Genomic DNA, 25,356 nt, shown 5'->3' with positions numbered 1-25,356 from the left:
CATGCGCCGGCTCCTGAGGCTGTTTGCCGCCCTTCCCGCCCTGCTCCTCGCCTCGCCCGCGCTGGCGGTCGATACGAGCTTCCACACCTATGACGGCTTTGCCGAGACGGTCGACGCCTTCCGCCTGGTCTCAATGATCTTCAGCGATCCGCGTTACGAGACACTGGTGATGATCGTCGCGACGGTCGGTATCGGTCTCGGCGCGATCATCGCCAGCGTGCGCGGCACGGGCATGGGCCTCGTCGCCTTCGGCTTCCAGATCCTGATCGGCGTCGGCCTGTTCGTCGGGCTGATCGCCACGACCGGCACGGTCCATGTCTATGATCGGGTGCGCAACGCCTATCAGCCGGTCGGCGGCGTCCCCAATTTGCTGGTGCTTGTCGCCGGCGCGACCAATATGATCGAGCGCGCGATGGTCGAGACGATCGACGACAACACGCTCGATCCCAACGCCAAGATCGAGTTCGGCGCGGGTGGCCATAGCTTCGACCTGTTCCTCAACGCCGTTTCCCCACGCGGTCCGATGACCGATGTTTTCCTCGATGCGACCATCAAGGATTATGTGCGCCAATGCTATCCGGTGGCCCGCGTATCGACCGCCTATGGCGTCGATGACGATCAGCTCTTCCGGACCTCGACCGATCTACCCGCCTCATTCGCGGCCATGGCCGGTCCCGCCACCTTCTCGACCGTCTACACCGCGGCCGACAAGGGCGGCACGACGTTGAGCTGCAGCGATGCCTGGACGCATATCTCAAATCGTCTGTCCGACCCGGTCCTGTTCGACAGCTACACCAATCAGATTTGCGCACGGACGGGCTATGACACGGGCAATGCCCAGCAGATGACCCGCTGCCGCCAGCAGCTTGGCGAGATGGGGCAGATGATGCTTGGCCGCCCGCTGAGCGCCCAAGCTTTCCTCACGCACATCCTGCTCGGCAATACGGTGGGTGACGTCCTGTTCGAGGATTCACCGGCGAGCGCCGCCAGGGTGATGGCCAACCGCGCGGTGATCTCCAACGGACTTGCCACCATGTCGGTGGCGAATGAATGGATGCCGACGATCCGTGCCACTGTGTTCGGGATCATGCTCTTCATGATCCCGATCGCGCTCCTGTTCATCCTGACGCCGATCAACCTGCGCGTGGCGAGCTTCGCGCTCGGCATGTTCGTGTTCGTGGCGCTCTGGGGCGTGATCGATGCGGGCATCTACCAACTCACCCTCGGCCGCGCGACCGCAACGCTCGCCGAGCTCCGTTCGAACGCTCTGGCTGCCAATGCATGGCTGCTCGCCCCTTCCGCCGCCATGAAGGCGCTGGCGATCTTCGGCAGCTTCCGCACCGCCGCCGCCGGGCTCGCCGGCGCGTTTGTCTTCACGGTCTTCCGCTTCAGCGGCAATGTGTTCACCTCCTTCACATCGGGATCGCTGGGCGTCGCCAGCCAGGGCACGGCGGCAGCCGCACCGATGGGCACGGCGGAGGGGCAAGCCTCGGCTCTGGAGGCACAGGCTTCCGCCATGGGCACGCGCTCCCGCGCCGCGGCCGCTTCGAGCTTCGGGGATTTCGGGGAGCGCTCCACCTTCAACGCCAACCGGACCTATGGCGAGGCCGGACATATCCTGGGCGAGCGCCCCGGAACGCCGGGTGGCACCGCCTTCGCGCTCGGCGGGATCGAGGGCTCGCGTCAGTTGGGGAGCCTCGCGCCCGCGCTGGGTGGGCGCGACCTTGCCGATCCAGCGGTCGCGCGCGCCGTTCAGGCCAATGCGGCCACGACGGCCATCCATCAGTTCGCCGAGAAGGATGCGTTGCGGAACCTGGGCACGGGCTATTTCGGACAAGGCGAAGCCGGCGAGAAGGCGTTTGCGGCCTTCAGCCAGAATCTCGTCCAGTGGCGCGCCTTCGGCGATAGCCGAGCTTACGGCATGATGATGCTGGGCGCGGCGCGACATTTCGAGCGCGCCGGATATTCGCCCGCTGACGCCCAGCTCAAGGCGTCGGGCATGATCGGCGAGGCCCAGGCCGATCCGACCTTCGCCAAGCTGATCGCTAACACCTATGATCAGGAACAGATGCTGCGCAACGACCTCACCTCGGCGCAGGTCCAGGTCGGCGCGATGGAAGGTCGGCGCGACTATGCCGGCGACAATGTCGCTGGCGTCGAGCGCGCCAATGTCGCGACCGAGCAAGGCTGGCGCAGCGGCAGCAACCAAGGGCAGCGCGAAGCGGCTTCAATGCTCGGTCTCTCGGTCGACGAGACCGCGCGGCGGGTCGGGTTCATCAACGCCCTCTCCGGCGAGGCGCGCAGCACGGCCATCTCCCAACTTTCCCGCGCCACGGGAAGGAACGAGGCGCAGGTGGTCGCCGCGCTCGAACGTTATAGCGCCGCGACGCAGCTCGGCACCGCCGATGGCGCGACCGCCGAGGCGGGCCGTGAAGGCACCAGCGTCTATGGTCGGACCCGCGAAGCGGCGGGCTTTGATTTCGCTGAACGCTCGGGCAGGCTCGAAGCGCAGCGTGAGGTGGGGACCACCGGCACGCGCGGCGCGGCGCGGATCGGCGAGCAGCGCCGACAGTCCGAGAATTTCGGGTTCGCGGAGGGCGCGGCTGCGGCCGGCGCCTCGACGCGCGAGGCCGCCCGCCTCGACAGCTTCATCCAGGCGCTTGGCCGCACCGCGGGCAACCAGGTCGACATGGCCGAAGGCGGCGCGCCGGGCATCGCCGATCGTGCGCGTAACGAACGGCTGACCTCGATCGTCGACCGGGAGCGCCTCACCCGCATGCAGGGTCTGCTCGCCGAGCATGGCGTCAACCTGACCAAGCGCCAGATCGCCATGGACCAGAATGGCGATCTCGGTCTCAACCTCACTTCCGAGACCGCAGCCGCCATGTGGAAGGCGGGGCTCATCAACCAGAGCCAGCTCGGCGCGATTGCCAATGGTGGGCATGCGCGGTTCAGCTTCGCGCACAACGACCTCCTCGTTTCCAGCGGCACGGATTTCAGCCGCTCGGCGCGCAGCGACACCAGCACGCGGTTCGAGGCAGGCAAGCAGGCTGGGCCCGATACGATCGAGCATTTCATGGGCGGCGGCGCCGAGGGACAGGCCATGCTTGCCAACTGGCTGCGCGGCGGGTTCGAGATGGATCGCAAAGGCGAGTGGCGTCTGAAACCTCAGGTCGCCGACACGCTCCAGCGCGATGTCCAGGCGATCATGACCCAGACGGGATGGCAGCGAACGCTGTCTCGGTCGGCACAGGATCAAACGACGATGGGAACGACCGTGAACCTCGAGGTGGGTCGCTCAGTTGGCGTGTCTGAGACTGATGATCTTGGCGGAGGTAACCAAGCGCCGGGCAAGAGACAGCAAGGCAGACGCGGCCAAACGCCACAGAAGACGCAATCAACTGCGGGACATGCAAGGGCTGGCGTAGGGTTCAGCAGCCGTGACACTGGAAGCACCTCGGAGACTGCCCAATCCACCTTGGACATCACAAACTTCGATGTGCGCGATTCCATCGCTGCGGCCGAGCGCGCCGCCGCGCGCTCAAGTGATCCTGCGGCGACTTTCTCGAAAGAGTTGTCAAATCGGGTTCTCGGCAGCGAAGGAATGCGCAACCGCTACTTGCAAGATGCGGACAACGGGCGGGGCACCTTCGACATCACTGGGCCGCTAACCTCACTCGAACAAAGCTCAGTGCTATCGAAGGGGAGCTTCTCGACGGATATTCAGGGAAGCCCCGGAGACGGAGATAGCAGCTTCAAGCGTCGTTAAATGTGACGCCCGTGTGTGGATCGATATATCCCGCATTCTGCGGATTCAATGGATTGCCGATCCAAAGCGCTCCTGACCTCGGATCGAACATATCGGTGGTAGCACCAACCTCGTCCATGGCTCGCTCATGCCGATCCCACATGTCTGCAGCGATTGCATCAACCGCCGCACCAGACAAGGGCGACCCGCCCCTAACCGAATGAACAGTCGACAGCCATTCCTGTGCGTAACCGACACCCAGCACCATGAGCGCGGTCATCGGAAAGAACAGGATGTTCAGGTAGCCCGCGAACCCTCCCCTGTAGAAGGCCTCCAGGAAATCGACGCGCGTTGATACCGCCATTCCCGCCCACCAGACGGGAATGGCAGACCACCAGAGCTTGGCGTACCAAGGTCTCCAAAGCCATGCAGACGGTCGCGGAAGTTCCGCGCGGCCTTCATGTTCCTGACTTCCGAGAGTTGCTTCCACTGGGAAATCCCTTCCCCAAAACAATAGCATCAAATCTGAACGATATCCAGTTTTTGCTTCCTATCCGCAGGACAAGATCAAGGCCGGCAGGCCCTCATATCCGGCTAGATTGCGCTCTTTATGTCCGTCCTGGAAAAGTCGTCCCCGACAAAGAGGAGACGGCATCCGCGTTCCTTGGCAACCTCATAGGCAAAACAGTCTCCGAAGTTCAGGCCCGCAGGATGCACCCCCTTGCCCCACTTCGAATAGGCAACCGAAATGCGTCTGGCAGCAGCGGCACTGACGCTCACAACCTCCACGCCAAGCCCGTCGAGGAGACTTGCAACTTCTTCCCCGACATTCCGCCGCGCCGACACGATCAGTGCTTCGGCGACGGTCCCCGCGGAAATGACCAACTCATCCTCCGCCTCGATCGCCGAGATGCACGCCGCCGCTTGTGGTTCATCGAGAACGATCGCCATCAGCGCGGACGTATCGAGCGCGATCATGCGGGCACGCCGTCTTCGCCGTAGAGGAAGTCCTGGCTGCGCGCCGCATCTGGCCCGCTCCCTGCCTTGGCGCTCCCCGCCTTCCGGGCCGCTTCCAAAAGCTTCCTGCGGGTCGCGCCATCGGTCACGGCCCGGACCGGCACCAACCTCACCGCCGCCGCTCCATGGCGCGTAAGAATGATCTCCTCGCCCGTTTCGGCGCGCCTCACCAACTCGGTCAACTGCCCCTTGGCATCGCTTACGGAAACCTGCACGGCATATCCTCAAGTTCGAATTCCACCTCCGCATAATTTGGACCATTTATTGGTCCAAATCAAGTTTCTTGAGGTGGAACCGCCAATTTATGACCGGCGCAGCAGCTTGCGCCACCAAGCCCGCAGTCGGCCTGCGCCATTCGCGTCGCGGCGTAATCGAACTCGAAAATCCTGCGGTGAAGAGATCACCTCGCCACCGAGATAGTCATGAAGCGCTGAAGGTGGCGTCGAAGTTGAAGCCAGGACGGGCCGCTTCAAGTCAGCCTCATCAAACAGATCTCGCTGGTTCGAATCCGCATGCCTTTTCATGGCGACATGTTAGCAGACAGGTGCGGCGGATTGAACGCTGAAGGGTCCGACACTATTTACCCATGCGCGTCGGGAGATCGCGTCAGATTGTCCGAGATTGTTCTGGAACATCCCTCCTCGGTGTGGCAGAATGGAAGAACATTGGACTGATAGGTAGAACCATGGGCGCAACGCTCAATATCAAGGATCCCGAGGCCCATCGTCTGGCGCAGGCCATCGCGCAGGAAACGGGTGAACCCATGACACGGGTCGTTGTCGAGGCACTCCGCGACCGCTTGTCCCGGATCGAGCGCCGGCGTGAACGCGCCAGCGTGTCCGAACTTCTCGCCATTGCCGATCGTGCCGCTCGCATGGTGACCAAGCCCTATGCCCAGCACGGCGACGAACTTTACGACGAGAATGGGCTGCCGAAATGATCGTCGACACCTCGGCGCTGGTCGCCATACTCTACCGTGAAGAAGAGGCCGAAAGTTTCGCCGAGACCATTCAGCGTGCCGATATCTGCCGCATGAGCGTGGCCACCTATCTCGAATTAACCCTCGTCATCGAAAAGCAGCTCGGTACGGAAGGAACGCGGCACGCCGAGAGTTTCGTGCGACGCGCGGGCATCCAGATCGAGCCAGTAACCGTCGAACAGGGATTGATCGCTAGGCAGGCTTTCTTCGACTTCGGCAAGGGGCGCCATCCGGCGGCGCTTAACTATGGCGATTGCTTTCCCTACGCCTTGGCCAAGGCTTACAATGAGCCGCTCCTCTTCAAGGGTAATGACTTCAGCCAGACCGACGTCGAGAGCGCCCTTCCCCGCGCCCGGCCCCAATGACGATGAGACCATGAATACAGATCTCGACCACCTTCCTGCGAACAAGCGACGCGAGCTCGATCGGGTCATCCAGATCCTGTTCGAGGAGTTTGACGATGCCCATGGCAACCCGACCGGCGCACGCAAGCTCGGCCGCATCCTCAAGATCATCCTCTATGGCTCCTATGCGACGGGCCGCTGGGTGCATGAACCGCATACCGAGCGCGGTTATCGCTCGGATTTCGACCTGCTCATCATCGTCAACCAGAAGGAACTGACGGACCGGCTCGAATATTGGGACAAGGCCGAAGAGCGCATCAACATTGAGACCATGATTCTCAATAGGTTGCGCACGCCGGTCAATTTCATCATTCACACGTTGCAGGAAGTGAACGACGGTTTGGCGCACGGTCGCTATTTCTTCATGGATATCGCCCGTGACGGCATCGCGCTCTACCAGGCCGATGACAGCGAGTTGCACAAGCCCAAGCCCAAGACGCCGCAACAGGCCTATGACATGGCCAAGGGTTATTACGACCAGTGGTTCGGCCTGGCTGTATCCTCACGGATGACCTATCAGTTCTGCCACAAGAACAAGCAATTCCCCGACGCGGCCTACAATCTCCAGCAGGCCGCCGAGAGGCTCTATTATTGCATCCTGCTCGTCTTCACCTTCTACACACCCTATAGCCATAATCTGAAATTCCTTCGGCAGCAGGCGGAACGGCTGTCGCCCCGCCTTGTCGAGGCGTGGCCGCGCGACACGCGCAAGCTCGAAGCCCGGTTTCTCAAGCTCAAGGACGCCTATGTGAAGGCGCGGCATTCCGATCATTTCAGGATGACCGAGGAAGAGTTCGCCTATCTCTCCGAGCGTGTCGAGATCCTGGGCACGATCGTCAACGAACTGTGCCAGGAGAAGCTGGCGGAACTGCAAGCAGGGTTGGGAACGCAGCCATGAGCATCCGCGCTTACATCTTAAAGGAATGGAAGCGGCGGTGCCGATAGGACTGGAATTTGGACTTGCGCCTGAGCGCCTCGACGAAGGCAGCCCCGAAGAGCGCGCCGCCTTTGGCCTGTTCACCGTGCGCACGGCCCGCCAGTCGCTGACCGAGGGTTTCGACTCATTTCTAAACGGCTTCCGGCAGGGACCGCTGGTCTCTGGCTATCATGTCGCCGAATGGCTCGCATGGAACTGGTGGCGCCTGCGCTGGGAACCCCGCTCGGCGTCGCCGGACTGGTCGCTTGCTCACAGAATGAACTCGATCGGCGAAGGCTATCTCTGGCCGAACATCGAAATCTGGTCGGACGGCGTGCGTACCATGCTGATCTCCAATGCGTCTGCGGAGCCGGATGCCAAGCCATTCCGATATGTGGGCTCATTCCCGACGATCGTCCCTTCGACGCTTTTCGAGGCCGCCCTCGACGAGTTTCTTCCGAGAGTCATCGGCCGCCTTCGCGAGCAAGGGGTTGGCGAGACCAATCTCGACCGGCTCTGGCGGGACGTCATCGCGGAGCGCGCCGATCCCGAAATCGCCAAGCGGCGGCGCCTGGAAGCCCTTATGGGACGCGATCCAGACGCCATCGACGACGACGCTGTAGAGGGGTTGATCGGCGATGCCGATCGGCTGGGGGAAGCTGCGGTCCTGGAAGTCGCTGCAGAGCGCGCACGGATGCAGCACGAGAACGAGAACCTGCTTACCGCGCGCGGGCTTGAAGCGATCGCTCAGGCCGTCGGCTATCACGCTTGCGCCCGGGACATGGTTGCGCTCGACGCCCAGCATCGCGTCGTCAGGGACTCCGCAATGCCGGCCTGGAAGCTCGGGACCGATGTCGCCTACGCTCTCCGTCAACAGGAACGGCTCGGAGATCATGTCATTGATGATCACCTGCTAGCGACACTTTCCGGCACAAGTCCTGACGCTTTGACCGAGCAGCCTCGTGGACCGGCAGCGCTACCCTATGCTCTCGACGATGACGTTGGCGACAGGTCGCTTATTGTACTTCCCGGAAAACGGGAGGTCGGCCGACGCTTCGCTCTTGCGCGTGTACTCGGCGACCGGCTGATGAACCATCAGGGCGCCTTGCATCCCGCGACCCACGCCTACACCTATCGGCAGAAGGCTCAACGATCGTTTGCCGCCGAGTTCTTGGCTCCCTTCGACTCCGTCGAGGAGATGCTGCGCGGAGATTATTCCGAGGAAAATCAACAAGACGTGGCTGAGCATTTCCATGTATCGCCAATGGTCGTGAACACGCTGCTCAAAAATCATGGTCGAATAGAGCGGGACTGGCCAGAAGAAGATTTCATGTCGGCAACTGGCTGAACTTCGGGAAGGCCTTCGACCGCCGCAAACGGAAAGAGGCGCAACCAGTCATGTCCATAACGTGAACCGTTGAACGTCGTCACGAGGAGGTCGCAATGAGCGTTGACGCCATACCTGATGCGGCAGCAAGACGAATCGCCCTTGTTCTTGTCGAACAATGCGTCCGCAACACGCAGCTGGAAAATCTTCACGCCGGGAAAGTGCCCGACACGCACTGCGGCGATTACAGCGATGTGAAAGTAGTGACACCTTTCGGAGAGATTCCCTGGAACGAGGTCTCAAGGATTTCCGACAAGGAAATGAAGGATCTGATGATTGAAGTCGTCAACAAGGTCTACACATTTGTCAGCCACATGGAGGAGCTGATTTCCTTGCCAGCGGCAGCCCGCTGGAACCGACCTGTACACGACAAGGCACTACTGAAAACGGCGCATCGGCGAGCAAAAGAGAGGGATGTTGCGCGCTGACGCGCCTCTCCCAAGGTTGTCCGGTTCCTCATCCCCCTGCATGGTCTGGAGTTGTTGCGAACGTACCAATCGTGCCTCGCCGCCACTTAGCCGGTGTCATTCCTGTTGCCTTGACAAATGCCTTGGTAAAATGCGCCTGATCAGAAAATCCACATTCGAGCGCGATCTGTGCGAGGGGCGCCCCGGATTGCACGAGAATTTGCTGCGCAAAAACAATCCTTTGCCGCATAAACCAGGCATAGGGCGTAATGCCCATCGTGTTTGAAAACGCCCGCACAAAATGGCTGACGGAAAGCCGGCAGAGATAAGCGATCTCCGAGATCGATATGGTAACGCTGGGATCGCTTCCCATGATGGTCACCGCCAGCTTGGCCTGCCATGGAGCCAACGTTGGCCCGGCATACCCTAGCACCTGCCGGCCGACTGCGCGCTCTCGTGCTCGCGCCGCTATATCGGTTGCCGCCCGCATTGGCGATTCGCTGTCGTTTCCCGTCGTGACGGCACTCACGTTTCGTGTCGCCATAGCGACTCCCCTGGGTGTGAGGCAGTCTCGTGCACCTGGAACCTCGGCGCGATGCCTCCTCGACCGCCACCTGACCGGAGACACGAGCTTATGCTCGCTCGCCATAGGGAAGCGGTCCGCAATGTCCCAAAGGTAGGACACACCGAAGGCGCCAAAGGCGGTCGTGTTTTTTCTAGTCCTGCATTTTTGCCTTTTAGACCGTACCGCGCATTGGGGAATTGCGCTCAGCGCAGTTTGGGCAGGCCAAGTTTTTTGCAAAGGTACCGTTCGGCGCGTTCCAGCTCTTTTTGGACGGTGCGCTTGTGAATGCCGAATTTGAGCGCAATTTCGATTTGGCTTTTTTCATCCCGCCATCGGGCTAGAAAAATATCGCGCTGCCTGGCTGGCACCTGATGGAGATGTGCGATTGCCCGCCTCATCTCGTCGGCAGCAAGTGCAGCCCGTTCCGGATCTGGGGCATCATCAGGAATGACCGCAAGGGCCTCTTCGTCGGCCGAAACAAAGCGCCTTCCATTTCGCCGTTGGTTTTTGGCCAGGTTGAGCGCCATTCGATACAGGTAGGCGCGCGGCTCACGAACTTCGGTAATCTGCGGATTAGACCTCAGCTTGAGATAGACGTCATGAAGGATGTCAGCGGCTTGCTCGGGCGAGCCAGTGTATGTGGCCAAACGTGTTCTCAACAATTCGTAATCGTTGAGGAATGCCGCATGCAGTAGGGCCAAAGACCCGACATCATTGGCCGAAGCCATTGGCAACACAGGCTCACGCGCCGCTTCACTGTCCGTCATGGATACCCGGAGTGGATACAACCCCGGCCCCACATGATTACTCCAACCTCGTGATATACAGCCACAATTCCACACCCAGCTTCCGCTATGGGTGCCGGTTCGACCAGCTCCGCTATTTTCTTCCACATTGCCGCGGCTGCATGGCGATGGAAGATCGGTCCCTCATTTGCGTACGTCGTGCTCGTGTTCCCCAGTCGCTTAGCGTAGATGCGCTGACCGCATTCTGCGTGATACAAAGAGCAGCAGGAATGCGTTCACAAAGGCTCATGAAATCGCCGTGGTGCGATTGTCCCCGGTCAGCATGACGATGCGGATGCCTTCGACATGCAACGCCTTCAGGGCCTCCGGCGTCGTCTCCTTGATCGGATCGGCGATGGCGAAGATCCCGCCGAGCGAGTTGCCGATCCCGATATAGATGGCGGTAGCGCCGTCGCGGCGCAATGCGTCTGCCTCCTTCGCGAGAGGACCCGTGTCGATACCATGCTCCGCGAGGAAAGCCGCGCTGCCAAGGACGACGCTCTGTCCCTCGACAATGCCAAACGCGCCCTTGCCGGTCGGGGAAGCAAAGTCGACGACATCGGGGATCGCGACCTTGCGGTGCTCGGCGGCGGCGACGATTGCCCGTGCGAGCGGGTGCTCTGATGCCTTTTCCACGCCTGCGGCCAAGCGAAGGACCGTTTCCTCGTTAAGACCAGAAACGGCAACAACCCGGGTCACGGCCGGTTTGCCTTCGGTCAGTGTGCCGGTCTTGTCGACCACCAGCGTATCAACCTTCTCCATCCGCTCCAGGGCCTCGGCATTCTTGATCAGGACGCCGCTGGCCGCGCCCTTACCGATGCCCACCATGATCGACATTGGCGTCGCGAGTCCAAGAGCACAGGGGCAAGCGATGATCAGCACGGAAACGGCGGCGATAAGGCCGTCTGCCAAGCGAGGCTCGGGGCCCCAAATGCCCCATGCCGCGAACGCCAGCAGCGCGATGGCAATGACAACGGGCACGAACCATCCGGAGACTTTGTCGGCCATGCGCTGAATAGGCGCTCGTGAACGCTGCGCATCGGCGACCATCTGGACGATCCGGGCCAGCATGGTGTCGTGACCGACCTTGTCGGCACGGATAACGAGCGCGCCGGTCTGGTTCAGCGTACCTCCTACGACCGCTTCGCCGACTACGCGCGTCACCGGCATGGATTCCCCGGTCACCATCGATTCATCGATCGACGAGCGACCTTCCTCCACGACACCGTCAACCGGCACGGTTTCACCGGGCCGTATCCTGAGCCTGTCGCCGATGACGACGGCTTCAACTTCCACATCCTCTTCCACGCCGTCCCGCCCGATCCGTCGGGCGGTTTTGGGAGCGAGCCTGAGCAAGGCCCGAATTGCGCCGGAGGTCTGCTCCCGCGCGCGCAGTTCCATCACCTGTCCGAGCAACACCAACACCGTGATCACGGCGGCAGCCTCAAAGTAGACCGGGACGGTGCCGTCGGCTGCATGGAAAGCCAAGGGAAATATCTGCGGGGCAATCGCGGCGACGACACTGTAGCTCCAGGCGACGCCCGTTCCCATCGCGATCAGCGTGAACATGTTAAGGCTGCGGTTCACAAGCGAGGCCCAGCCACGCACGAGGAATGGCCACCCAGCCCACAGGACCACCGGCGTTGCCAGCGCGAACTGAACCCAGATCGACAGGCGCATCGGGACCAGGTGATGCAGTGCCGGAATCAGGTGACCACCCATCTCGAGCAGGAAAACCGGAAGCGCCAGCACCAGACCGATCCAGAACCGCCGTGTCATGTCGGCAAGTTCAGGACCTGGTCCTGAATCCGCCGCCGCGACCAGCGGTTCCAGAGCCATGCCGCAGATCGGACAACTGCCTGGCGCATCCCGCCGGATTTCCGGGTGCATCGGACAGGTCCATATAACTCCTTTTGGCGCCGACGCTGTCAGATGGTGGTGCTCGTGGCCCCCATGCGAATGGGCGTGGTCATGGTGGGAACCATCGTCCTGCGAGGGAATGCCCTCGCTCTGGCCGTCACGCCCCGCCGAAGCGGGATAGCGCTGTGGATCGGCCACGAACTTGGCCTTGCATCCCGCCGAGCAAAAGACATAGCGCTCGCCCTCATACTCCGCTTCATGGGCCGCGGTAGCGGGATCGACCACCATTCCGCACACCGGATCGAGCGTGGTAGAGCGGGAGGCCGTATCATCATCCCGCCCTTCATTGCCATGGAGAGCATGGCCCTGCCCGCCTTCAGTCGCTGGCTCGCTCTCTGGGTCATCGTTGGCCATCCTTCACCTTCCACTGCGCCTGCGGATCCACCGCTCACTCTTTCGAGATCAGGTCGTACTCCTCGAGCAGTTTCGCGATCTCGGTGCCTTCCAGCTTCTTCATCAGCAGCTTGCGCAGGAAGGCCGGTCCCGGCACGTCGATCCCCTTTCCATCACGAAGCGGTGTGACGGCGGCAAGCAGCGTGCGGATATCGTAGGTCGAATTGAACACTTCGGGTACCCCGCGCTCGACATCCATGAGAGTGTAGACGGCCTCCATTGGTGTCCGGACCGAATATTCGGTCGTGAAGATGCAGTCACGCTGCTTCGACTCCGCAAACTGGCCGATGAAGGCGAAATTGACCGCACCTTCCGGCACGACGTCTGGCCGGTCGCCGGCCTGGCGCGGCATGAAGAAAGCGGTGATGTACGGCATCATCGTCGGCACGGTGCTGGCGCCCTTCGCGGCGAGTTCCGGGATGTCCTCGACAGGCACCCCGAGGTGATAGAGCCACTCCTGCGTGATCTCCTCGCCAGTGCACTCCTGCATCGGCTTCTTCACATAGTCACCGGGCTTGTCCACGAAGAGCGCATAGAACCAGGCGATCATCTGGTCCTTGGGCTGTTTCTTGAAATGCGGTTGGCGATGCACCGTCCAGCTCAACAACCATGCGGAATCCTTCACCGTGACAATGCCGGCCGAGACGATCTTGCCAGTGAACGGGTTACGCTTGGTGATCTTTTCGACATACTCCGCAATGCGGGGATCGGTGGCCGTGATCGACGCCGACGCCCATTTTGTTTCCGGGATATGGGCGCCGAACACATCCGGGCGCCCGAAAGCCGTATCCTTCGCCGCGATGCGCCGCCACAGGTCCCAGGCCGGTGCCGGGCCTTCGTTCAGCTTCGCCGGCGTGTGGTGGTCGCCGTTGTCGGAATTCTCGGTCAGCGACCCGATGGTGATGAAAACGAGGTCATCGGGGCCGAGATCGACCCCGCCTTCCTCGCCCTTCTCCTTCCAGTGGATGCGGGTCGCCTGCTTGCGGCCCTCCTGGATATCGAAATCGACATCCGTCACCTCGACGCCATAGCGGAACTTCACGCCCCGTTCCGTCAGCCACTTCACCAGCGGCAGGACCATCGATTCATACTGGTTGTAGCGGTTGAACTTGAGCGAGGAGAAATCCGCCAGATGTGCGATGTGATGGATGAAGCGGTGGATGTAGAGCTTCATCTCCAGCGCCGAATGCCATTCCTCGAAGGCGAACATGGTGCGCCAGTAGAGCCAGAAATTGCTCTTGAGAAAATCTTCGCTGAAGACCTCGTTGATCCGCTTGTTCTCCATTTCCTCGCGGGTCGCGAGGAAGATCGAGATCAGGTCCTTCTGCGCCCGGTCGTTCAGCGTCAGCAAATGCTTGTCTGGAACGTCCTGCCCCTGGTTCTGGGTCGTGCGCTGAAGTGAGAAATTGGGATCGTCCTTGTTGAGCCGATAGAACTCATCGAGAACGCTGGCGTCCTCGATTTCCAGCGAGGGGATGGAGCGATACAGGTCCCACAGGCATTCGAAATGCTCTTCCATTTCGCGGCCGCCGCGGATGACGAAACCCTTGTCCGGCACATCGAGACCATCGAGCGCGCCGCCGGGAATATCCAGCTCTTCGAGGATGGTGATACGCTCACCGGCTATACCGCCGTCGCGGATGAGGAATGCCGCGCCGGCGAGCCCCGCGAGACCCGAGCCGACGAACCAAGCCGTCTTCCTGTCAGCGCCTTCCGGCTTGCGGGGACGGACAAACGCTTCATAGTTTCCGCTGCTATAGTGCATGGCGAACTCCTCTTGTTCTTGTGGTCGGATCAGTCGGCGGGCTTATAGCTGTAGAAGCCTTCGCCCGAGGCGATGCCCAGCTTGCCCTTGTCGATGTAGTTTTCCTTCAGCCATGCGGCGAGCGACCCGGCATGCTCATCGCTGTGGGAAAGAATGTTGTAGGGCGTATTAAGTCCTATCATGTCGTAGATTTGGAACGGCCCCATCGGCGCACCCGTTGCGATCCGCCACACCTTGTCGACGTCATGCGGATTGGCATAACCGCCTTCGGCGAGCTCGGCCGCGGCGTTGAGCAGCGGCACAAGCAGGGAATTGAGGACATAGCCCGCCTTTTCCCTGCGTATGGGGATGGGCACCATGCCGATATCAGAAGCGAATTTGAGAATAGTGTCGATGACCGCCGGATCTGTCTCGGGCGTTCCCATCACCTCGGCCGTATTGAATTTCCAGATGTTGTTGGCGAAGTGCAGCGCCAGGAACCGATCTGGCCGGCCAGTGAAATCCTTGAGATCGCTGGGCAGCAGCGTCGAACTGTTGGTGGCCAAGATCGTGTCCGATGGCGCCAACCTTGCCAGCTTCTCATAAAGCGCCTGCTTGATCGCCAGCACTTCTGGCACGGCTTCGATAACCAGATCGGCATCCGCAACGGCTGCAGCCAGATCGCTTGTCAGTATAATCCTGCCCATTGTGTCGGCTTGCAGGCCCGCCGCGCCGGTCACCTCTTTGCGATAGGTTTCGACCAAAGCTGCGAGCCGCAGCCGCGCCTTCTGCAGGCTCTCGTCATTGATGTCGTATGCGACTACTTCAAAGCCGGTATAGGCCGACTGGAATGCGATCTGGCTGCCCAGCACGCCCGTTCCAAGCACTGCGACTTTTCTGATTTCGGTCATGCGTTCCTCTCCTGCCCTGTGGCATCGCGCAGAAACGGCGCCGCGACTTCAACAGGCACCCGGACCAGCTTGCCAGTCGCTTTTTCGATCAGCGCCCATTGGGAAAGGGCCGACACGAGTACCGTGCCCTTGTTGTCGGTGAAGTCGACGCGGCGCGAATAGCGCGCCCCGCGTGGTCGTCCCTCAACCCAGGTGACCGCGGTTGCATCCTCTCCCGCCCGGACATTGCCGCGATAATCGACCTCATGCCTGAGGACCACCGCGACATAGGTGTCGGTATCGCCGGGGCGAGCCGCCGCGAACCAGTGCGCCACCGAGGCATCCTGGAGCCACGTCACCCAGACCGCATTGTTGACATGATCAAGTTCGTCGATGTCGTGTTCCTCGGCCCGGAAGCTGATGTGGAAGCGACATTGTTCGTCGATCTTGCCCGACAGCGGGTCGCCCGCAGCATCGCAACCGATCCGTCGGCGCTTGAGGCCGTCCGAGTTCATGGCTTGGCAGGCTCCAGCACATCGAGCCCCGCCATGGCGCGGAAAAAGCCGACCAGCATCTCGTCGCGCGAGATGGCCCCTTCGACATCACCCTGGACGGCCAGCCCCATCCAAAGCGCATAAAGGCCGATGCCGGTCTGCTCTGCCGGCAAGGCCGGCCGCAGAGAGAAACGCCTGACGAGGTCGGCCACGAGCTCACCGAACATCCGATAGCAAGCCGCCTTGCCCTCCCGGTGTCGCTCGGCAAAGGCCGGATTCCGTCGTGCATGAAGTTGCAGTTCGATCGAAAGCAACGACCATTGAGGTTCTTCGGCCAGCTTCGCGAGACGGTCGGCGAGCACCTCGAGCGTCGCCTCGATATCGTCCCCGACGCACTGCGCAACGATATCGCGCAAGAGCGTGACTTCGTCCTGTATGTGGCTCTGCAGTATGTCGACCAGCAGGTCATCCTTGCTGGCGAAGTTGGAATAGAACGCGCCCTGCGAATGACCCGCCGCGCTGCAGATGTTGCGGATCGACATTGCCGCCACGCCTTCCTCTACGATCGAGGCATGCGCCGCTGCGATCAATCGATCCCGGGTCTGACGCTGTGTTTCCTTGCGCGTAGGTCGCATGACGTTCGTCCTCAAAAACAGCCACGCCTTTGAAACCTTTGCCATCGATCGGCGTTGACCGGAAAACCAGATATCACCTGATATCCCGATTGGATGACAATTTCGAGGCTAAATTGCTCATCCGCCGTCAAATCCTGCCGCAAAGGAGTGGCCTTGGCTGACACCTATATTTCCTACTCCCCTGATGTGGAGATGGTTGGCGATGACGAAGATCGTCTCACCGCCGAAATTCTCGAAATCATGGCTTCGACCAATCGCAGGGCGTTCGAGCGGCACCGGCACGCGGTACGGGACGCCCATGCCAAGAGCCATGGGTTCCTGAAGGCCGAACTTATCGTCCCCGAATTGCAGCAGCATCTGCGCCAAGGCCTGTTTGCGCGACCCGGGACCTATCCGGTGGTGATCCGCCTTTCCTCGGCGCCGGGTGACATTCACTCCGATACCATTCCCGCCCCGCGCGGAATGGCCATCAAGGTCCTCGGCGTCGAGGGCGAACGGCTGCTGCCCGGGGACACTGGACGCAATCAGGATTTTCTACTGGTGAATATTCCAGTCCTGAGCTTCGGCACGATCGGCAAGTACCGCCAGCTCATCGGGCTCCTCGAAAAGAATGCACAGAATCCGGCCTTCCTCCAGCGTGCGATGGCCGGGGTCGCGCGAGGCGTCGAGGCAGCGGTCGAGGCCGTCGGCGTGGAACCGGGCGCGACACTGCGCGGCCTCGCCCGGGACAATGATCATCTCCTGGGTGAGACCTATCACTCGATGGCGGCGATCCGCTTCGGCGATTACATCGCCAAGATCAGCGCGGCGCCGCTGTCCGACAATGTCCGGGCGCTCACGGGCCAGGATGTCGGCACGGTCGAGGATTCCACGATGCGAGACCTGGTGGTCGAGCATTTCCGCGAGCAAGGCGCCGAGTACCAGCTCCGGGCACAACTCTGTGCCGATCTGGACAAGATGCCGGTCGAGGACGCGGCCGTGCTCTGGCCGGATGACCTGTCGCCGCACCAGCCGCTCGCGACGCTGCGCATTCCGCCGCAGGACGCCTATTCGCCCGCACGACGCGTCTATGGCGACGATGTCCTCTCCTTCAACCCGTGGCACGGCATCCGCGAGCATCAGCCGCTCGGCTCGATCATGCGGGTGCGGATCGCCGCATATGAGCGGTCCACCCGCTACCGCCACGAGATGAACGCCCAGCCGCGGGTTGAGCCGACGAGCATCGACGCCATTCCAGACTGAGCCTGCACAAACCTGCCAGATTTCGAGAAAGGAGGCCTGTCATGGCCGATACCGAAGAAGCACCTCAGATCGATGAAACCCGCCTGCAGGCCATCCGCCGCAGGATCGAGGAAGTTGCCGGCGATGCGCCGCAACTCGCCAAACTGGCGCTCGAGCAGATGGTCACCAAACATAATCCTGATCTCAAGGGTACGGCGGGTTCCGCCGGTCGGGTCGGCGCGCAGTCGGGCAATGTCTCGGAACTGACAGCCATCGCCAAACTGAAGCCTGGCGGCGCCGATCGGCTGCGGCGCATTTTCGGCCTGGTCAACGGCAATTTCGACGGTGCCCAGAAAGTGGGCACGCTCCACAATATGCGCTTCGTGTTCTTCGACAACGACACGCGCATTCTGTTCGCGACCGCCTATGATGGCGACTGGGACACCTATATCAACGACTTCGCCACCAAGATCCCGGATTTGATGGACCTGCTCTTCGCCTCGGTCGAGGGCTGGCCCGGCATCGCCAGTCCCAAGGTCAAGGACTTCATCGCCGACCACCAGATCACGGCGGCCGGCTGGTTCGTCGCCAATCCGCAGGTCACCGTCGTCGATGTGCGCCGGCTCCAGCGCATGGAGCACGCCGTCAACGAATTCCTCGACAAGGTGGGCTGACCAATGGCTATCCTTCAAAAGCTGAGAGAGCGTTTCCGTCGCGACAGCGTCACGCTCGATCTCCACGATATCCAGGCGCTGATCCTGCGCAGCCGACCCGAGCCTTATGTCGGCCTCCATGCGATGCTCCACTTCGATGAGGCCGAGGGCGCGCGCGATCTGCTCGGTCGTCTGGCGCCGCATATCGCGTCCGCCGACAATTGGAGTGAGGATCTCGATTTCTGGATCGGCGCGGCGCTGAGCTTCGAGGGCCTCAAGGCGCTCGGCGTCCCCGATGCCCAGCTCAAGACCTTTCCCCTTCCCTTCCAGCAGGGCATGGCCGCACGACGCGAGCAGTTGCGCGATTTCGGCCCGAACGCGCCAGAGCATTGGGAAGAGGTGTTCAAGCCGGGTAACTGCCACATGGCGCTGACCATCTACGCCGTAGACGATGCAGCGCTGGACAAGGCACTGATTGCAGCACGCGCCGAGCTCGACCGGAGCACCGGCGTGACGTTGCTGGGAGAGCATCGTTTCGGCGCGCCGGGCGATGCCAAGAACCCGTTCGGTTTCAGGGACTCCATCTCTCAACCTGCAGTCGAAGGCAGCGGCGTCGATCCCATCCCCGGCGAAGAGCGTCCGATCAAGGCCGGCGAGTTCATCCTGGGTTATGAAAGCGAGAACGGTCAGCCACTTGGCATGCCGGAGCCTGCTGCGCTCGGAAAGAACGGCACCTTCGTCGTCCTGCGCAAGTTCCAGAGCCGGGTCGGCTGCTTCAACGCTTTCCTCAAGGCACATGGCGAGACGTCCGAGGAACGCGAGCTTCTGGCGGCCAAGATGTTCGGCAGGTGGCGCTCCGGTGCACCGCTGACCTTGTCGCCGGATCATGACGATCCGGCACTGGGCGCCGATCCGCAGCGCAACAACGACTTCAATTTCAAGGACGACCCCAAGGGCCGCGTCGTGCCGCTCGGCTGCCATATGCGTCGGCTCAATCCGCGTGATTCCGAGCTCACCCTGCTGACCGACGTCAACATCCATCGGATCATCCGCCGATCTTCGACCTTTGGCCCGGTCTATTCCGAGGACGTCTCGCCCGAGGATGATGCCAAGGGTGATCGCGGCATCTTCTTCATCTTCATCAGCGCGCGCGCCTATGACACGATCGAGTTCATGCAGCAGGAATGGATCAATCGTGGCAACTTCGTCGATCTCGGCGAAGAGCGCGATCCGGTCGTAGGTCTGCATGAGGAGGATAGTCTTTTCACGATTCCCCGTGCGCCGGCCCGCAAGCGCATTGATGGCGTGCAGACGTTCAACGTCATGAAGGGCGGCGAATATCTGTTCATGCCCAGCTTGTCGGCGTTGACCTGGTTATCGAGGGGAAGCTGGCGATCAAGCGGCGTGTGATCGTCGCGCAATTTCCAAGCCTGGGAGAGCAACCCTCCTATGATGATCCCGCTCATCTGGGACGGCACGATGTGCGAAGGAAGCATTTGAGCTTCAAAAGAGAACTCGCCTGATCATGAACGTACTGATCGTTTACGCGCATCCCGAACCCACTCATTTAATGCGGCGCTGAAGCACCGCGCTGTCCAGATTCTTTCCAGATTCGGTCATAGCGTGGTGGTAAGCGACCTTTATGCAATGGGGGTTCAATCCTGTGGCGGGAGTGAACGACTTTGCAGGCGACCGCGCCAGTCTGGAGTTTCTGTCAATTCCGCGCGAGCAGACAAAGGCGTTCGCTCATTGCGATCGCCTGGACGAGTTCGAAAGCTCAGAATATCAGCGCGCGCCGATCAATGTGCTGACGGCGGAAGGTCAGTTGGAGGCATGAATCTATCTCGATGCTGACCAGGCGAGATGAAATACCGATTTGGTTCAGTAGCCGTGCACAACTGACGCGCCTGCGCCACCGCTCCACCCACATAGGCTCACCGCACGCGCGTCCAGTCTTGTGACTTGCACGCGATCCGGCCTACAAGGCAGCCGGAGCCTCGAAGCGTTTTCGCATCAATTGACACAATAGTGCCTGAAAAAGTCTTGGCGATGTCAGGAACGAAAACACGGCCGCGCCAGATTCCGTTCCGATCCTTGGTGAAGTCGCGGAACAGCTGCTGCCCGATCAGATTTGGCGTACCGCCACGCCGAGCATCAGCGATCGCCTTTTCATTGGCCCAGATGACAGTGCCACACATCCGATTGGCGCAAGGTCGCACTTCGACATGCACGCTGTTCTGAGGGTTACGCCATATGCCTCCCGCCCCATCCTGCGGGGCACCGACGCTCGCTGTCGCCATTGACAAGCATATCAGAGCGCTCGAAAGCTTTAGGCCGTGCATGTTCCACCTCACACATAGATCTTCAGCCACTAAGACGGTCTTGGACGTGTTGTGAGCGTCACAGCCGTCCCTCGCCGCTTCTGGTTCGCAGCGCGGGCACACGTCGAGCGCATCTCGCCCGTGACCAGTCAACAGATTATCATTGGCTTCCCGACGGCACCGGCGCCGAAAAGATACGTTGTCGCCTCACGTCCAAGCCTGTGAGACGCCACCAGGCCACTATCCCGTACAGAATTACCAACATGGCGAGGTTGATGACCTCCACCCACTGGTCGATCAGGCTGGCGCCCATCTGGTTTACGCCCACCATCAGATGGATTCCTGGCGTCGTCGGCAGCAGGCGGGCAAGCATTACGAGCCAGGTAGGTGTCTCTTCGGCCGGCCAGGACAGCCCGGCCAGAAAGAAGATGACCAGAGAGGTCCCCATGAGCAACTGCAAGGGGCGCTCTCGGGTCCGGAAGAAACTGGCCAGCGCGAGCGCGGCCGCGACGGTAGCCCCGACAAAGAGGCTGCCTGCTGCCAGCAGCGTAGCGGGCGAGGCTGCAGCTCTGGGGTAATCCTGAAACCAGAAGACGAAGCCTGCGTAATAGGCGATGTCTGCCCAGCCGATAACAAAGAAAGCGAGCGCGACACCGACGAGGCTATGGGCCGAGAAATGAAGCCGGCCCCCGCCATCGCGCATCGTACCTGCAAGCATGGCCAGACCCATCAGCAAGGTCTGATAGATGATGAGGAAGCCGACACCGGGAAAAACGGTACTTCCGTAACCCTCGCGGGTGTTGAAGAGCGGACGCTGGACCAGGGAAAGGGCGGGATTGGCGGGCACGCCTTGCGCCATCGCTTGATCGACCGCAGCTTCACCACCGATAGCTGCCAACGCGGAACCGACCCCGGCAAGGGCGGTGCTGCTGCGCAGCAGATACGCGCCGTTGCCATAAATGGAAACGATACCCTGCGCGCCATTGAGGATGCGACGCTCGAAACCCTCGGGAATGATGACGATCGCGCCGGCGCCTCGAGTCTGAAGCCAGCTCTGTGCCTGCATTGGGGATGACAATCGTTCGGCAAGATCGACCTGCTGAAGGGCGGAGAGCTTGTGAACCAGCGATCGGCTCGCACCGCTGTTGTCGAGATCGACAACAGCTACCGGAATACGGGTGGCGACCTCCCCAGAATATGCTGACGGGTAGAAGAAGGAATAGAGGATCGTTGAGACGACGATCAGCATGAAGGCCGAACGATCGGTGAAAACCGCGCGGAGGGTTCCAAGGAAGGCGCGGCCGATCATCGTCGCCCCCAGACAGCAGGATTGCTGGAGGCTGCCAGAAGCCGCGGCAAACCGATGCACAGGCCGAAAGCGAGAAATCCGCACAGGATGGCGAGCAATTTAGCGGACATGGCGACAGGCGCGCCGATCATCCATTGTTCGGCAACGAGGCGGGCGAACGTGGTATAGGGCAGAAGCGCGCTCCATAGCCGTGCGAAGGCAGAAGAGGACTCGATCGGAAAAATCGCTCCGGCGAACGCGAAGGAAGCGCCCGCATAGAGCGCGGTCATGGACAGTGCCTGCCCCATGGACAGAGTCAGCCCGACGATCAGAACGGCCATGCCGGCATAAGCGAGATACATGGCGAGGTAGCCCGCCATGAGCATCACGACGCTCCCTGCAACGGGCCAGCCGCGTAAGCCCACGAGGTAGGTGGTGGCAAGCGCCGCCCAAAGCATGAACACTGCAAGATAGGGGACCAGCTTGCCGGCGATCGCGGCGATAGCCTCTCGCCTGGATCCCGCCAGCCATGTTCCGATTGTTCCGTCGCGCAGTTCGCGACCCAGCGCACTGACGACCGCGATCATGAACAGCAGATGCAGCAAGGCGGGATGAATCAGGGCGACAAGCTGGAGTTCATAACTGGCTTGTGGATTGTAGAGGATCCGGCTTTGAACAGCGATCGGCGCCGCGCGTACCCGGGCGGGGCCGATGATTGCAGCGGTCTGCTGTGTTGCCAGCACGCGAGCCTGTCCCTGGACGACGGCGCTGACCTCGCGCAGGATCGACCCCGATGGTGTCGAATAGCTGGCGTTGTAGAATACCGACACTTGGCCCGTTTCACCGCGCAGCACGGCGCGCTCGAGTCCCTGCGGGATCAATATGACCGCATAAGCGGCGTTGGAACGTACCACATGCTCTGCTTCCAGCATCGAGACCGGACGCGCCGCGACACGCAAGCCCGGAGCCACCTCCAGCCGTCGGACGAGTTCACGCGCAATGCCGCCTCCATCTTCGTCGACCACGGCGACAGGCAGGTCACGCATCACGCCCGACGAGATCTGGATTGCGATCGCCGCCAGCAGCGCCAACGGTAGCCAGCTGATGAGGGCGAGGTCCCAGAAGCTGCCTTGCAGAAACGCACGTTCGCGGCGGGCGCTGACCAGAAAGGCCGCGTTCATTGTGGCCAGTCGAACAATATGGTCATGCCCGGACGCAGTCCGTCGATCGAAGTGACGGGGATGGCGCGCACCTCGAAACTCTTTACATCGAAACCGGTTGATTGCCGGGTCGCGCGCCAGGTCGCAAAATCACCTGCCGGCGCGATGAAGGAGATGCGGAACTGCGCCGTACGGTCACCCAATGCGGGTATCCGCCCGGTCAACGTCTTACCTCGCCGGATGGCGTTGAACTGATCTTCACGCAAAGTGAGAGTGACCCATGGGTTCTGGATGTCAGTAAGGACGAAGACCGGAAAGCCCTGCGGAACCAGCTCACCAACCTGGGCAAGTCGTCGTCCGATTTCGCCTTCCGACGGCGCACTCACGCGTGTTTCCCGTTTTGCCGCCTCGACCTCAGCAACGGCGCCGCGCGCCTGTTGCACCTGGCCCCCGGCCGCCTGTCGGTCCTGCCGTCGGGTGCCGGCGAGCGCGAGGTCATATTGTGCGCGCGCCGCGCGGGCTGCTTCGGTTGAAGCAACTGCGTTCGCATGGCTCTCGTCTCGCTTCTGGCCGGCGATCACGCCCTGCTCGAACATCTGCTGCGTGCGCGCATAGGTGGTTTGAGCGAGATCCGCGGCTGCTTGCGCGCGGCGCCACTGGGCCTGTGCTGCCTGGATGTCTTCTGGTCGCGCGCCCTCGTCGGCCTTGTCAGCGGTCGCTTGCGCCGCCGCCAAGGCACCGCCGGCCTGCTCGGAGCGCGCGGCGACTTCAGGGCTGTCGAGCGTATAGAGCAATTGTCCTGCCCGAACCCTCTGCCCTTCTTCCACATGGAAGGCGGCGATCCGGCCGGTCACCTTGCTGGTTACCCGCAGTTCCCGGGCATCCACCATGCCCTGGAGTTGATCGGGCACGGGGCGGTAGCTGAGCCACAAGCCCAGAGCGAGAAAGGCTATCACGAGAAGCGCTACGACCGGCAGCCACTTCCGACCAAGTACAGGCGGGCGCATTTCCTCAGCCTCGTTGGTCGCAGCTGGTTCCCCCTGGGCAGCTGTCATGGCGCGATCCTTTCGCCCCGTTCGATATATTCGGGCATCTTGTCGATTTCTCCGCTGACATGGAGGAGCTGGGCCAGGGCAATCACAAAATCATGCGCTGCCTGGGCGCGTTGGACCCTGGCACGGCCCAAGCCGAGTTGCGCATCGATCACGTCAAGCGAGGTCGTCTGCTGCTGCTGATATCCCACCGCCTGCACGCGAAGATTCTCCTGCGCGGAAGCGATAGCGCTATCCGTCATCAGGAAGCGCCGACGCGCAGCTTCTGTCTCGTTCCATGAGCGGGTGACGCCGATTTCGATCTGGGTGCGTGCCTCCCGCTGACCAGCCTGAGCCTGCGAGACCGTCTCTCGGGCTGCCTGCACGGCCTGGGAGCGACCGGCGCCTGAAAAGATCGTGTAGCGAAGACCTACACCAACGGTCCAGTCCGGATCGGTCAGCAAGGTGTCGCGTCGGTCGAAATTATACTGCGCAAAGCCGTAGACGGTCGGTCGAAGTTTCGAGCGCTGGTTCGTCACCCCCGCTTGCGCGAGCTGTTCCATCGCCTCCAGGCGCTCCAGTTGGGGATGCGCGCGGCGAGCCGCGTCCAGAAAGTCGTCCAGAGGATCCAGCGGGCGGGTGATTACAAAAATCGGCGTCGCAGGAACGACCGGTGAAGAGGATCGAAGCAAACCGGACAGCGTCGCATCGGCGCTTTCGAGATCGGCCTGGGCCTTTTCAAATTCCCTGGCCGCGTCGTCACGGGCCACCTCAGCCTGCAGGCGCTGCGCGCGGCTGATGAAACCCGCCTGTTCGAGTTTGATCGCGTCTGAGACATGGCGCTCCAGCCCACCGAGCACATCGCGACGAACGTCCCTTACTCTGGTGAGCAGTTGCTGCCCGAAATACAGTTGGGTCATCTGCAGTAAGGCGTTATCAATGACGATTTGCCGCTCCGCGCGAGACTGGCCAAGCTGAGCGACGGAACCAGATTGCGCGGCCGAAATCTGGCCGCCCGAATAGAGCGGAAGCGTGGCAGTCACGATGGGTCTCGTACTGGTACGCTCTATCTCAAACCGCAACGGATCGCTGATGGCATAATCCTGCGCCACATCCGCCAGAGGCCCGAGGGGAAGATAAAGCGACTTCTGGTAGCGGACCATCTGTCCTTCAAACTCGACGGTCGGCCGTCCCAGCGTCCGCGTCGATCCCGCCTGGGCCTCCTTGCTTCGGACATCAGCATCGGAGCCTTGGATGGCGTCCGACTTTTCCAGCAGTATTGCCTGCGCTTCACGATAATCCAATGGAATGGAACCGATCGATTGAGCGAATGCAGCCGTCGAGGACGTAGCCGTGAGCAGTGCAATCAAAAACCGGCGTCGCAAATCCATGAGGGTA

25 protein-coding genes are annotated in these 25,356 nt (G+C 61.5%); 10 read left to right on the top strand and 15 right to left on the bottom strand.

What is annotated here, in order from left to right; all coding sequences use genetic code 11:
- Window position 1: 1 nt before the first annotated feature.
- Window positions 2-3,769 (top strand): conjugal transfer protein TraG N-terminal domain-containing protein, encoded by a 3,768-nt coding sequence (locus NX02_RS09210; RefSeq protein ID WP_025291907.1) that lies wholly within the window; start codon window positions 2-4, stop codon window positions 3,767-3,769.
- On the opposite strand, the gene NX02_RS09205 is transcribed toward NX02_RS09210, so the two are convergent.
- The 3 genes from NX02_RS09205 to NX02_RS09195 form a co-directional block, all read right to left on the bottom strand.
- Entirely contained in the window at window positions 3,756-4,238 is a 483-nt protein-coding gene (locus NX02_RS09205; RefSeq protein ID WP_025291906.1) for a hypothetical protein, read from the bottom strand. The two genes, NX02_RS09210 and NX02_RS09205, sit on opposite strands and share 14 nt — an antisense overlap.
- A 104-nt stretch (window positions 4,239-4,342) precedes the next feature.
- Window positions 4,343-4,726 (bottom strand): type II toxin-antitoxin system VapC family toxin, encoded by a 384-nt coding sequence (locus tag NX02_RS09200; RefSeq protein WP_025291905.1) that lies wholly within the window; start codon window positions 4,724-4,726, stop codon window positions 4,343-4,345.
- Window positions 4,723-4,980: a type II toxin-antitoxin system Phd/YefM family antitoxin gene (locus NX02_RS09195; RefSeq protein ID WP_025291904.1), complete on the bottom strand. Its 258-nt coding sequence runs from the start codon at window positions 4,978-4,980 to the stop codon at window positions 4,723-4,725. Before NX02_RS09195 ends, NX02_RS09200 begins: the two co-directional genes overlap by 4 nt.
- Before the next feature lie 470 nt (window positions 4,981-5,450).
- Between NX02_RS09195 and NX02_RS09190 the strand changes: the two genes are divergently transcribed.
- From NX02_RS09190 to NX02_RS31415, 5 genes are all read left to right on the top strand, one after another.
- Window positions 5,451-5,705, top strand: a complete 255-nt coding sequence (locus NX02_RS09190; protein WP_025291903.1) for a type II toxin-antitoxin system VapB family antitoxin — start codon at window positions 5,451-5,453, stop codon at window positions 5,703-5,705.
- A complete protein-coding gene (locus NX02_RS09185) occupies window positions 5,702-6,109 on the top strand; it encodes a type II toxin-antitoxin system VapC family toxin (protein WP_025291902.1) in 408 nt (135 codons plus the stop codon). The genes NX02_RS09190 and NX02_RS09185 overlap by 4 nt, the downstream gene beginning before the upstream one ends.
- A 10-nt stretch (window positions 6,110-6,119) precedes the next feature.
- Window positions 6,120-7,046, top strand: coding sequence for a HEPN domain-containing protein (locus NX02_RS09180; protein ID WP_025291901.1), 927 nt, complete (start codon window positions 6,120-6,122; stop codon window positions 7,044-7,046).
- A 37-nt stretch (window positions 7,047-7,083) separates the two neighbouring features.
- Window positions 7,084-8,412: an ImmA/IrrE family metallo-endopeptidase gene (locus NX02_RS31420; protein WP_211258308.1), complete on the top strand. Its 1,329-nt coding sequence runs from the start codon at window positions 7,084-7,086 to the stop codon at window positions 8,410-8,412.
- 95 nt (window positions 8,413-8,507) lie between these two features.
- Window positions 8,508-8,879 carry a hypothetical protein gene (locus NX02_RS31415; protein WP_084717666.1) on the top strand — a complete coding sequence of 124 codons (372 nt, stop codon included), beginning with the start codon at window positions 8,508-8,510 and terminating at the stop codon, window positions 8,877-8,879.
- Between the two features lie 28 nt (window positions 8,880-8,907).
- Here NX02_RS31415 and NX02_RS31410 read toward each other — a convergent pair whose 3' ends face one another.
- From NX02_RS31410 to NX02_RS09140, 7 genes are all read right to left on the bottom strand, one after another.
- Entirely contained in the window at window positions 8,908-9,402 is a 495-nt protein-coding gene (locus NX02_RS31410; protein WP_245648810.1) for a helix-turn-helix domain-containing protein, read from the bottom strand.
- Window positions 9,403-9,626: 224 nt separating this feature from the next.
- Window positions 9,627-10,190: an RNA polymerase sigma factor gene (locus tag NX02_RS31405; RefSeq protein ID WP_084717662.1), complete on the bottom strand. Its 564-nt coding sequence runs from the start codon at window positions 10,188-10,190 to the stop codon at window positions 9,627-9,629.
- A 264-nt stretch (window positions 10,191-10,454) separates the two neighbouring features.
- The gene (locus NX02_RS09160; protein WP_039997332.1) at window positions 10,455-12,482 is read right to left on the bottom strand and encodes a heavy metal translocating P-type ATPase; all 2,028 of its coding nucleotides are present in this window, start codon (window positions 12,480-12,482) and stop codon (window positions 10,455-10,457) included.
- Between the two features lie 34 nt (window positions 12,483-12,516).
- Entirely contained in the window at window positions 12,517-14,286 is a 1,770-nt protein-coding gene (locus NX02_RS09155; RefSeq protein WP_025291896.1) for an oleate hydratase, read from the bottom strand.
- A gap of 29 nt (window positions 14,287-14,315) precedes the next feature.
- Window positions 14,316-15,176 (bottom strand): 3-hydroxyacyl-CoA dehydrogenase, encoded by an 861-nt coding sequence (locus NX02_RS09150; protein WP_025291895.1) that lies wholly within the window; start codon window positions 15,174-15,176, stop codon window positions 14,316-14,318.
- Window positions 15,173-15,670, bottom strand: a complete 498-nt coding sequence (locus tag NX02_RS09145; RefSeq protein ID WP_025291894.1) for an acyl-CoA thioesterase — start codon at window positions 15,668-15,670, stop codon at window positions 15,173-15,175. The genes NX02_RS09150 and NX02_RS09145 overlap by 4 nt, the downstream gene beginning before the upstream one ends.
- Window positions 15,667-16,329 carry a TetR/AcrR family transcriptional regulator gene (locus NX02_RS09140; RefSeq protein ID WP_245648809.1) on the bottom strand — a complete coding sequence of 221 codons (663 nt, stop codon included), beginning with the start codon at window positions 16,327-16,329 and terminating at the stop codon, window positions 15,667-15,669. Before NX02_RS09140 ends, NX02_RS09145 begins: the two co-directional genes overlap by 4 nt.
- Before the next feature lie 108 nt (window positions 16,330-16,437).
- Here NX02_RS09140 and NX02_RS09135 point away from each other — a divergent pair, with 108 nt between their 5' ends.
- The 4 genes from NX02_RS09135 (at window position 16,438) to NX02_RS09120 (ending at window position 19,995) form a co-directional block, all read left to right on the top strand.
- Window positions 16,438-17,526: a catalase family protein gene (locus NX02_RS09135; protein ID WP_025291892.1), complete on the top strand. Its 1,089-nt coding sequence runs from the start codon at window positions 16,438-16,440 to the stop codon at window positions 17,524-17,526.
- Between the two features lie 41 nt (window positions 17,527-17,567).
- On the top strand, window positions 17,568-18,179 hold the full coding sequence (locus NX02_RS09130; protein WP_025291891.1) for a hypothetical protein: 612 nt from the start codon (window positions 17,568-17,570) through the stop codon (window positions 18,177-18,179).
- A 3-nt stretch (window positions 18,180-18,182) separates the two neighbouring features.
- The gene (locus NX02_RS09125) at window positions 18,183-19,568 is read left to right on the top strand and encodes a Dyp-type peroxidase (RefSeq protein ID WP_025291890.1); all 1,386 of its coding nucleotides are present in this window, start codon (window positions 18,183-18,185) and stop codon (window positions 19,566-19,568) included.
- Window positions 19,569-19,800: 232 nt separating this feature from the next.
- The gene (locus tag NX02_RS09120) at window positions 19,801-19,995 is read left to right on the top strand and encodes a hypothetical protein (RefSeq protein WP_047099763.1); all 195 of its coding nucleotides are present in this window, start codon (window positions 19,801-19,803) and stop codon (window positions 19,993-19,995) included.
- Between the two features lie 97 nt (window positions 19,996-20,092).
- On the opposite strand, the gene NX02_RS33555 is transcribed toward NX02_RS09120, so the two are convergent.
- The 5 genes from NX02_RS33555 to NX02_RS09100 all read right to left on the bottom strand — a co-directional run bounded on the left by NX02_RS33555 (window position 20,093) and on the right by NX02_RS09100 (window position 25,349).
- Complete coding sequence (locus NX02_RS33555; RefSeq protein ID WP_277601370.1) at window positions 20,093-20,458, bottom strand: DUF2147 domain-containing protein; 366 nt, start codon at window positions 20,456-20,458, stop codon at window positions 20,093-20,095.
- Between the two features lie 181 nt (window positions 20,459-20,639).
- Window positions 20,640-21,788 carry an ABC transporter permease gene (locus tag NX02_RS09115; RefSeq protein ID WP_025291889.1) on the bottom strand — a complete coding sequence of 383 codons (1,149 nt, stop codon included), beginning with the start codon at window positions 21,786-21,788 and terminating at the stop codon, window positions 20,640-20,642.
- Window positions 21,785-22,948, bottom strand: a complete 1,164-nt coding sequence (locus NX02_RS09110) for an ABC transporter permease (RefSeq protein ID WP_025291888.1) — start codon at window positions 22,946-22,948, stop codon at window positions 21,785-21,787. Before NX02_RS09110 ends, NX02_RS09115 begins: the two co-directional genes overlap by 4 nt.
- A complete protein-coding gene (locus NX02_RS09105) occupies window positions 22,945-23,982 on the bottom strand; it encodes an HlyD family secretion protein (protein ID WP_025291887.1) in 1,038 nt (345 codons plus the stop codon). The genes NX02_RS09110 and NX02_RS09105 overlap by 4 nt, the downstream gene beginning before the upstream one ends.
- A complete protein-coding gene (locus NX02_RS09100; RefSeq protein ID WP_025291886.1) occupies window positions 23,979-25,349 on the bottom strand; it encodes a TolC family protein in 1,371 nt (456 codons plus the stop codon). The genes NX02_RS09105 and NX02_RS09100 overlap by 4 nt, the downstream gene beginning before the upstream one ends.
- Between the last annotated feature and the right edge of the window lie 7 nt (window positions 25,350-25,356).

It is taken from the genome of Sphingomonas sanxanigenens DSM 19645 = NX02, from assembly GCF_000512205.2.
Lineage (GTDB): Bacteria > Pseudomonadota > Alphaproteobacteria > Sphingomonadales > Sphingomonadaceae > Sphingomonas_D > Sphingomonas_D sanxanigenens.
This window is presented reverse-complemented; position numbering and strand designations above follow the sequence as displayed.

What these genes read in the sequence shown, in the direction of transcription:
- NX02_RS09210 (WP_025291907.1), top strand. Translation starts at nt 2, where the DNA reads ATGCGCCGGCTCCTGAGGCTGTTTGCCGCCCTTCCCGCCCTGCTCCTC.
- NX02_RS09200 (WP_025291905.1), bottom strand. Translation starts at nt 4,726, where the DNA reads ATGATCGCGCTCGATACGTCCGCGCTGATGGCGATCGTTCTCGATGAA.
- NX02_RS09190 (WP_025291903.1), top strand. Translation starts at nt 5,451, where the DNA reads ATGGGCGCAACGCTCAATATCAAGGATCCCGAGGCCCATCGTCTGGCG.
- NX02_RS09185 (WP_025291902.1), top strand. Translation starts at nt 5,702, where the DNA reads ATGATCGTCGACACCTCGGCGCTGGTCGCCATACTCTACCGTGAAGAA.
- NX02_RS09180 (WP_025291901.1), top strand. Translation starts at nt 6,120, where the DNA reads ATGAATACAGATCTCGACCACCTTCCTGCGAACAAGCGACGCGAGCTC.
- NX02_RS31415 (WP_084717666.1), top strand. Translation starts at nt 8,508, where the DNA reads ATGAGCGTTGACGCCATACCTGATGCGGCAGCAAGACGAATCGCCCTT.
- NX02_RS31410 (WP_245648810.1), bottom strand. Translation starts at nt 9,402, where the DNA reads ATGGCGACACGAAACGTGAGTGCCGTCACGACGGGAAACGACAGCGAA.
- NX02_RS31405 (WP_084717662.1), bottom strand. Translation starts at nt 10,190, where the DNA reads ATGACGGACAGTGAAGCGGCGCGTGAGCCTGTGTTGCCAATGGCTTCG.
- NX02_RS09160 (WP_039997332.1), bottom strand. Translation starts at nt 12,482, where the DNA reads ATGGCCAACGATGACCCAGAGAGCGAGCCAGCGACTGAAGGCGGGCAG.
- NX02_RS09155 (WP_025291896.1), bottom strand. Translation starts at nt 14,286, where the DNA reads ATGCACTATAGCAGCGGAAACTATGAAGCGTTTGTCCGTCCCCGCAAG.
- NX02_RS09150 (WP_025291895.1), bottom strand. Translation starts at nt 15,176, where the DNA reads ATGACCGAAATCAGAAAAGTCGCAGTGCTTGGAACGGGCGTGCTGGGC.
- NX02_RS09145 (WP_025291894.1), bottom strand. Translation starts at nt 15,670, where the DNA reads ATGAACTCGGACGGCCTCAAGCGCCGACGGATCGGTTGCGATGCTGCG.
- NX02_RS09140 (WP_245648809.1), bottom strand. Translation starts at nt 16,329, where the DNA reads ATGGCAAAGGTTTCAAAGGCGTGGCTGTTTTTGAGGACGAACGTCATG.
- NX02_RS09130 (WP_025291891.1), top strand. Translation starts at nt 17,568, where the DNA reads ATGGCCGATACCGAAGAAGCACCTCAGATCGATGAAACCCGCCTGCAG.
- NX02_RS09125 (WP_025291890.1), top strand. Translation starts at nt 18,183, where the DNA reads ATGGCTATCCTTCAAAAGCTGAGAGAGCGTTTCCGTCGCGACAGCGTC.
- NX02_RS09120 (WP_047099763.1), top strand. Translation starts at nt 19,801, where the DNA reads ATGCAATGGGGGTTCAATCCTGTGGCGGGAGTGAACGACTTTGCAGGC.
- NX02_RS33555 (WP_277601370.1), bottom strand. Translation starts at nt 20,458, where the DNA reads ATGGCGACAGCGAGCGTCGGTGCCCCGCAGGATGGGGCGGGAGGCATA.
- NX02_RS09115 (WP_025291889.1), bottom strand. Translation starts at nt 21,788, where the DNA reads ATGATCGGCCGCGCCTTCCTTGGAACCCTCCGCGCGGTTTTCACCGAT.
- NX02_RS09110 (WP_025291888.1), bottom strand. Translation starts at nt 22,948, where the DNA reads ATGAACGCGGCCTTTCTGGTCAGCGCCCGCCGCGAACGTGCGTTTCTG.
- NX02_RS09105 (WP_025291887.1), bottom strand. Translation starts at nt 23,982, where the DNA reads ATGACAGCTGCCCAGGGGGAACCAGCTGCGACCAACGAGGCTGAGGAA.
- NX02_RS09100 (WP_025291886.1), bottom strand. Translation starts at nt 25,349, where the DNA reads ATGGATTTGCGACGCCGGTTTTTGATTGCACTGCTCACGGCTACGTCC.